We start from the raw sequence: 7,765 nt of genomic DNA, 5'->3' as shown, positions 1-7,765 counted from the left end.
GTTCACCAGCAGACAATCTCGAATAGATACTTTATGACAATTATAATCATTCTATAAAAAAAAGCTAGCTTTCTAACAAACAATATTGGTGAGGCAGTGGTAAACCATGATTGACATCCTCCCACCGCTAAACTCCTTACGTCGCTATAGGGCGTTGCGAGAGCAAATGGACAAAAAACAACGCGCTCTCGTATTATTATAATAATCAAACTAAATACTCCAGAACTGAACTAAGCGTATAAGTGGACTTATATCAAATCCGTTTGTCAAAACCCTTTTATAAAAATCGACCAAATCTTTGTATGCCACGAATCTATGGCTATGCAGATAAGGGGGGTTTGGGAACAGCATTTGGTATGAGACGGCTATTGCTATATGCGTTCGCGTAGCGGATCGTACCGAGCATCGCCTTTTCTATTCTGCTGCCAACGGCACGTTTTACACCTCTTCGGGATCAATCCCCAGCTGTCGCAGACGTTCTGCTAATCTCGCTGCCTGCTGTTGAGCCAATTCCTTTTCTTGGCGTTCGAGTTGAGCTTCTTGCTCAGCCTCCTGCAACTGCTGCTTAGTTTGCTGCAACTGGTCTTGAGCCTGTTGAGCCTGTTCAGAGCCTGTGGGAATCCAGTTTCCTAATTCATCATACCAGCGTAACCATCGCCCATTCACCTCTTGGTATGACCCAGACCATACTCCTAGACCAAGTCCTAATTCTGGCAGCCAGAATCTTTCGGTGTCCAATCTTACCTGTTGATAGTTTAAGCCTTTCAACTCAAAAATTCTTAACTCATTGGTGTATCGGCTAAACACCACATAATAAGGAATACGAAGAATACGTTCATAAACCGCCCACTTACTTGGAGGTTGATCAATCTCCCGTAGGGTTTGCCCTAAATCTTCTGATTCCGTCGTTGGAGAGAGCAACTCCACTACGATAAATGGACTCACCCCTTCCTGCCACATCACATAACTCAACCGTAAGTCTCGCTGTTCATAAAACCGAGACACCCCAACTACTCCAAACCAATCCGGTCGCTTGTACCACTGAGGATGGCGCACATCATAGTACAGATTTAAGTCAGCCCCCACAAAGATCTGATCCCTTGGGTAACTCGGTGGGCAGAACGTCTCCCGTAATAGCTGAGGTTGAAAATCGTGAAACTCGTCTGGCAAACCTGGTTCCTCTGGATCTTCACTAGGGAGATCATACATCGTCGGTAGGGTTTCCTTGGCCGGACGAGGGGGGTCAGTTTGATACATAACAGACAATGGGATGAACTAGTTTTAGAGTAGCAAGACGTTTCACTACTGCTTAACTTATTAAGATTGCCAGAGTTTCAGATACGTTGAGCAGTCAGTAATGGTGCTAAGCCCATGCTGTGCGTTGGTAGCCTTGTGATCAGCTATTAGTTGCAAGGGCAACAGAACCAGACTGACCATAACAAGCTGACCGCTCAAGGTATAACATGCTCCCACTTGCGCGCTACCTAATTTTTAACTGGCACCTACACCCACTGCCGTTTTGTCGGATGTGGTTTGAGCAGGACTTTCGTCAGCCATACTCATCCCTTTTCCCTTCTGCCGCCACAGTGATGTACAGATAATCTTCGAGCGATCGCAACGATCGACATATTTAGCCGCAATCTCGATTACCTCTTGCATCAGACCCTTAACCAAGGTGGTTGGTTCCAGACCCATTTCCAAGAAACATTTATTCTCCACAGCCAGTTCATTTTCTGCTGATTCGTTTCTCGGGTTCTCTAGATAGGCAATTTCGGCCCCAGTGATATCAGAGACAATCTTGGCCAAATCCCGCACCCGATGGGTTTCGGTCATCTGATTCAAGATTTTCACCCTGTCCCCAGAAGCCGGAGGATTTGCGATCGCTAACTCTATACACCGCACCGTATCTTGAATATGGATAAATGCCCTGGTTTGACCCCCTGTTCCATGTACCGTCAACGGATGACCAATCGCTGACTGCATCAGGAACCGATTTAGGACTGTACCATAGTCTCCATCGTAATCAAAGCGATTAATTAGCCGTTCATCCAGCTTTGTCTGCTTGGTCTGAGTTCCCCAAACAATCCCCTGATGCAGGTCAGTGATCCGTACCCCATCATTCTTGTTGTAGTAAGAGAAAAACAGCTGGTCCTGAGTTTTGGTCATGTGATAGATACTGCCCGGATTGGCTGGGTACAAGATTTGCTGCTGTACCATTTTTCCCTCATCCGTAGTCACCTGGATATCTAAATACCCTTCCGGAATCTTCATCCCAGCAGTACCATAACCATAGACTCCCATGGTTCCTAAATGAACCACGTGTATATCCAAACCCGATTCCACAATCGCAGCTAGCAGATTATTGGTCGCATTCAAGTTATTATCTACTGTGTAGCGCTTATGGCTAGATGACTTCATCGAATAAGGTGCAGCCCGCTGTTCGGCAAAATGAATCACCACATCCGGTTGATAGGTCAGGAATAGATTGAGTAAGCGATCATAGTCTTTCGCTACATTGAAGTTATAGAACTGGATTTGTTTGCCAGAAACCTCACGCCATGTCTTCAGACGAGTGGACATGGGCTGGTAAGGAGTTAACGAAGTCACTTCCAACTCATTATCAATGTTGCGTCGTGACAAGTTATCAACAATTACAATGTCATGACCACTATCAGATAGATGGAGAGCTGTGGGCCAACCACAAAATCCGTCACCGCCTAAAACTACAACTTTTTTCATGATCAATCTCCTGGTTGTTTCCTTACATGGTCTTTTTTGGTTGAATTGTCAGCGAGCTGCGACTATAGCATCCTGCTTTGGGAATTAACCGAGAACCAATCGAGAACCGATATATTTCCATCACCGGACTTCGTCGAGCTACGCTAACATCACCTGATCACCCCAGTGTTACGATTACAGCAATCAGTTTTTTAGATGAAATCTAGTTCAGGGTATCGATCCATGATTTCCGATACCTCTTCCCTTTCAGAAGTCTTCTGATTTAGGATTTCCTTGAAGAAACGAACATAAGTGCTATAGACTTGGGTCGATCCGTCCTCATGATCAACAATGAAGAAAGGGGCTGCTTCTACCCCGTGCTTTATAGCTAGATCTAGTCCTTCGCTAGATGGCTCACGCTCATCAGCCACCACAATCTGGTCTATTCGACCCATCAGTCCTTTTTTTTCAAGTTTTTCTACCACATTGACGCACTTGCGACAGAAATTACCGTCCTTGTTGATTTTTTTTACTAACGTGATTTTCATTCTGTAGTATTCAATACTGAGTTGTTTTTCAAAAGCGTAATAAAGAAATTATCACAACCCACTCCCCACTTCTACCTAAAAATTAGGATTTCAACCGCAACAAGCTTGATTGTGCCGCAACGCTTAAGTACCTGAACTGAAATTTTTTACCTAGTCTGTTTATTTCCGTCAGGGTTGCTTAAACCCTTACTGTTTGGTGTTCCTTCTTCGTCATTACCTGTTCTGTAGTGTTGTGTAAGCCACACTCTTTTTCTTTCTGCCCTTCCCACCACCAGCGACCTTCCCGTTCATGCTGATTGGGGAGAGTTGGGCGGGTACAGGGTTCGCAGCCAATGCTAACGAAACCTTTAGCGTGCAATTGATTGTAAGGCACATCATTAGTGCGGATGTATTTCCACACCTGTTCAGAACTCCAGTTAGCTAGGGGGTTAAATTTAATCAGGGTTCGTTCTTGGGTTGAGAACGCCTGGTCTACCTGGACAACAGGGATATTAGCGCGAGTACTAGGACTCTGGTCCTTGCGCTGACCCGTAATCCAAGCATCCAGCTTAGCCAGTTGGCGACGCAAGGGAGCCACTTTGCGAATACCACAGCACTCTTTGTGACCATCCTGGTAGAAACTGAACAACCCCTTTTGTTTAACCAGTGCTTCCACTGCATCCGCGTCCGGTAGAATCACTTCTAGTGGAATTCCATAGTGCTGTCTGACTTTCTCAAGTAGTTGGTAAGTCTCGGAGTGCAAGCGACCCGTGTCGAGGGAGAACACTTTCACATCTGGCTTAATCTTGGATGCCATATCCACAAGAACCACATCCTCCGCACCACTGAAAGAGATAGCGATGTTGTCAAATTTGTCAAGAGCCAGTTTCAGGATTTCCTGAGGACTCTTGTGGGCGTATTCGGATTCCAAATAAACAACATCCAGTTCAAACATGAACATCTCCTTACTATATGACAAAAGTGGTTGGACTTGCTGATTATACGACGTATCGATACCTTTAGCCATCGTCAGCCTTCAGCTTTCAGCTCATGTAATCCAACCCTTCGGAAATTCGACCATAGTTAAGAAATTATATATAGCGCTTCCACTGCTGAAGTACATCGGAGTTAATATACTTATAGCGCTTTCCAACCTGCCCTAATTAGAAACCGCTATAAGCGATGCAGCGCCGCCAAAGGGGAAAGGTTAAAGGGTCAAAAAAACCCCACCGATAGGTAGGATGGGGATTTTTTGAGAGATTTGCCATTAACGATTTGCCATGGTTTTCCTATAAAACTTGTGCTCTGAGCCAGGCTATCGGTAAGGATAACATCTTACGGAGTTTGGGGACATAGGCTCTTTGGCTAAATACATCGTAATGGTTGTGTTCAATCACATTGAGAATTTTCTGATAGAGCATCAAGGCAGACCAAACCGGCCAACGGGAATCACGGCTTAGGGCTCTAATACCTCTTTCTGCTTTGGTATAGTAATCCCTTGCCCGTTGAATTTGGAAACGCATCAGTTCCTGCCAACGGTCATCAACCACACCTTTAAACAAATCATCCTCAGTATAATTAAACCGTTGCAGATCTTCTAAGGGTATGTAAATACGACCTCGTCTAGCATCCTCTCCAATATCTCGGAGGATGTTAGTTAGCTGATTGGCAATACCTAATGCGATCGCTTCTCCCACCGGATTATAGGAATCTATTTGCTGATCCCAGGGTGCTTTACTAGTGGAGTTGTCAACCCCCAGTACAGAACTAGACATTAACCCCACCGTACCCGCCACCCGATAACAGTAAAGATTCAGTTCATCAAAGGTTTCATAGCGACTACGGTAGAGATCCATCTGCTGACCGGCAATCATATCCTTAAAGGGTTGAATATCGATTGGAAAGCGTTCTAGGGTATCGACCAAAGCCACATCATAGTCATCGATGGGATGTCCGGCAAATATAGATTCCAGATGTTCTTCCCACTGATCTAGGGTTTCAGGAGTGGTTAAAGCCGCCTGGGGACCATCGACTAGTTCATCAGTTCGTCTGCACCAGACGTATATTGCCCAGATGGCTCGACGTTTGGCTTCTGGCATTAGTAGGGTGCCAAGATAAAACGTCTTAGAGTACTTCGCCGTAATCTGGCGGCATAATTCGTAGGATTTTGACCGGGAGGCCAGGTTTCTCATGGGCTGAGATTTGGGCAGTTGGAGCATTCTTAGCAACGTTGGAGATTGGAAGCTTTCAACTTTCATCCTTCAGCCCTCAGTACTGGCCCTTGGCATGGGTGAAGAGACTAACGGGGTGTCAATCTCTGCTTTCTGATTGCCGGCTAGTGGTTGAGCGCTGGTTTTTGAAAGCCTAGTGCTGTTGTTATTTATTGCCTGCGATGTCAGCTTACCAGAAAGTACGGCTCCTTCCATACTTGCTAGGTAACGTTGCATAGTGTAATCCCCGCTTAGGAAAAAATTGGTAATGGGTGTTTCTTGGGACGGACGGTGGTTTTGGCGTCCTGGGGTTGCCTTGTATACCGAACGGGGAGTCTTAACCACGTGGTATTTTACCAGTTGAGCTGAGTTATCACTACCAAAATGCTTGGGGAACAGTTTCTCCAGTTCTGCTAGGGTGGCATTCACAATTTCGAGATCGGATTTGCCAATCCAATCTTTAGCAGGTGCTAAGACCAATTCCAACATTGAGCGATCAGGATTGGCGTACTCTTTGCAGGTATTGCTCATGTCAGCATAGACACTAAGCAGAGGTGATCGGGAAAATAACAGATGGTCAATATCCGTCAGTTTGCGGTCAAACCACATCTGCAGGTTAATGACCGGTACCCCCTCTAGCCCATCCAGCTGTTTGAAAAATTCCATTTCACCCCAAGGTGTGGGTATCATCAGCTTTAAAGGGTCTACCGGCATAGCTGATACATAAGCATCCGCTGTCAGAACTTGATCGGGCGCTCCATTTAATCCTCGGATCAAGAATCCATTGACACTGTTGTCTGAATTGAGTAAAAATTCTTTAACTGGGGCATTCAAGCGTACTTCTCCCCCTCCCTGTGTGATATAATCAACTATTGGCTGGCAGAGTCGCTCGGTGGGAGAACCATCCAAGAATGCCATCTTGGAACCGTTCTTTTCCTGTAGGAAGCGGTTAAGAGCAGTTAGGATTACAGTGGACGAAATTTCATCAGGCCCAATAAAGTTGAGTGCCTTAGACATGGCGATAAAGACTTCCTTCTCTACTCGCGGTGGTACGTTCTGTTTTTTCAACCATTCCGAGAAGGAGTATTTGTCCATTTGTTCGACATACTTTTGCCCTTGAAGCATGGCCGGAATCAACCCTATCCCAAAGCGAATCTTCTCTGGCCAGGTCAGCATGTCGTTATTGCGCAGAATTGCCACAATCCCATTGACGGGAGCTGGTATATCCGGGAAGTCAAACCGGGAATAAGTTCCGGGTTGATTTGGCTGATTAAAGATCATGGTGTGCTCTTTCCACTGCAGCCGGTCTTCAATACCCAGTTCTTTAATTAGCTGCAGCATATTGGGATAGGCACCAAAAAATATATGGAGACCAGTTTCATACCAGTCTCCATCTTGATCTTTCCAGGCTGCCACTTTACCGCCTAAAACATTTCGTCGTTCTAGGACAATCGGGGTGTGACCAGCGTCGATTAGATATTTAGCACAGGAAAGCCCTGCTAGTCCGGCTCCAGCGATCGCAACTCGCATGTGATGGTAATACTGTAAATTTTTCGCTTAGGGGTGTTCTTCTCATTATACTTTGCATTTCGTTACATTTTACATCTGGTGCCTAGGTTTTTCTGAGGGGTGCAAAGAGGGGGAAGTCCGGGATGAATGCAATTGTTTTGTCTGATGGCATTTTTCTGGCCTACTGTAATACTCTTTCTGCAACCATGGCATGCTCCCCCCTGTTCACTCAGGTTCACTAAAACCCTAGCGCTAGTTTAAAGTACACGGAAAATAAATGGGTAGCGGTAGGATACATTGGGATCCCCAAGAATCTTGAGAATTGCCATAATCGGCAGTACCAAACTTAAAATAACTAATAAACCTAGGAAAGGCCAACCAATCAGGATAATAGTCAAAAACCCAAAAATTACCTCATATAGCCAGACATTAAAGTGAAAATTAAGGGACTCTTTGGCATTATCTTTGACTACTTGGTCATCGGAGATTAACAAGATAGCCAAGGGAATTAACACGGAGATAAATGAGGCACTAATGAAAATTGCTCCGTGACATAATGCTGATAACAGCTTGCGCTTGTCGGGGTCATAGTTGATGTTATTTTTTTGATCATACACCATAGCTTAGCTCCTTAATTTCGATACTATATTTAGTGATTTTTACTTACCAGTATTTTAGCGTTTATAAACCTATACTATAGGTCGTAAAGTCCGTCACAAATTAGGGATGATATCACGACATTGATCAGTTAGTAATTACTAGAATTATGGCAGAAGTAGGGAAAAGGAAATGGAAAAACAG

General features: G+C 44.9%; 7 protein-coding genes. All 7 read right to left on the bottom strand.

What is annotated here, in order from left to right; all coding sequences use genetic code 11:
• Positions 1–438 precede the first annotated feature (438 nt).
• The 7 genes from F6J99_RS18050 to F6J99_RS18020 all read right to left on the bottom strand — a co-directional run bounded on the left by F6J99_RS18050 (position 439) and on the right by F6J99_RS18020 (position 7,584).
• Positions 439–1,257, bottom strand: coding sequence for a Uma2 family endonuclease (locus F6J99_RS18050; RefSeq protein ID WP_293114097.1), 819 nt, complete (start codon positions 1,255–1,257; stop codon positions 439–441).
• A gap of 234 nt (positions 1,258–1,491) precedes the next feature.
• A complete protein-coding gene (locus F6J99_RS18045; protein WP_293114096.1) occupies positions 1,492–2,739 on the bottom strand; it encodes an NAD-dependent epimerase/dehydratase family protein in 1,248 nt (415 codons plus the stop codon).
• 191 nt (positions 2,740–2,930) lie between these two features.
• Positions 2,931–3,266 carry a hypothetical protein gene (locus F6J99_RS18040; RefSeq protein WP_070393765.1) on the bottom strand — a complete coding sequence of 112 codons (336 nt, stop codon included), beginning with the start codon at positions 3,264–3,266 and terminating at the stop codon, positions 2,931–2,933.
• Between the two features lie 178 nt (positions 3,267–3,444).
• Positions 3,445–4,200: a phosphoadenylyl-sulfate reductase gene (locus F6J99_RS18035; RefSeq protein WP_193431353.1), complete on the bottom strand. Its 756-nt coding sequence runs from the start codon at positions 4,198–4,200 to the stop codon at positions 3,445–3,447.
• A gap of 334 nt (positions 4,201–4,534) precedes the next feature.
• Positions 4,535–5,464 carry a 15-cis-phytoene synthase CrtB gene (gene crtB / locus F6J99_RS18030; protein ID WP_293114098.1) on the bottom strand — a complete coding sequence of 310 codons (930 nt, stop codon included), beginning with the start codon at positions 5,462–5,464 and terminating at the stop codon, positions 4,535–4,537.
• Positions 5,465–5,506: 42 nt separating this feature from the next.
• The gene (gene pds, locus F6J99_RS18025) at positions 5,507–6,985 is read right to left on the bottom strand and encodes a 15-cis-phytoene desaturase (protein WP_293114095.1); all 1,479 of its coding nucleotides are present in this window, start codon (positions 6,983–6,985) and stop codon (positions 5,507–5,509) included.
• A 236-nt stretch (positions 6,986–7,221) separates the two neighbouring features.
• Complete coding sequence (locus F6J99_RS18020; RefSeq protein WP_083305262.1) at positions 7,222–7,584, bottom strand: DUF4870 domain-containing protein; 363 nt, start codon at positions 7,582–7,584, stop codon at positions 7,222–7,224.
• Between the last annotated feature and the right edge of the window lie 181 nt (positions 7,585–7,765).

The organism is Moorena sp. SIO4G3, from assembly GCF_010692305.1.
GTDB classification, from domain to species: Bacteria; Cyanobacteriota; Cyanobacteriia; order Cyanobacteriales; family Coleofasciculaceae; genus Moorena; species Moorena producens_A.
Note: the sequence above shows the minus strand (reverse complement) of the source record. Positions and strands in the feature narration are given on the sequence as shown.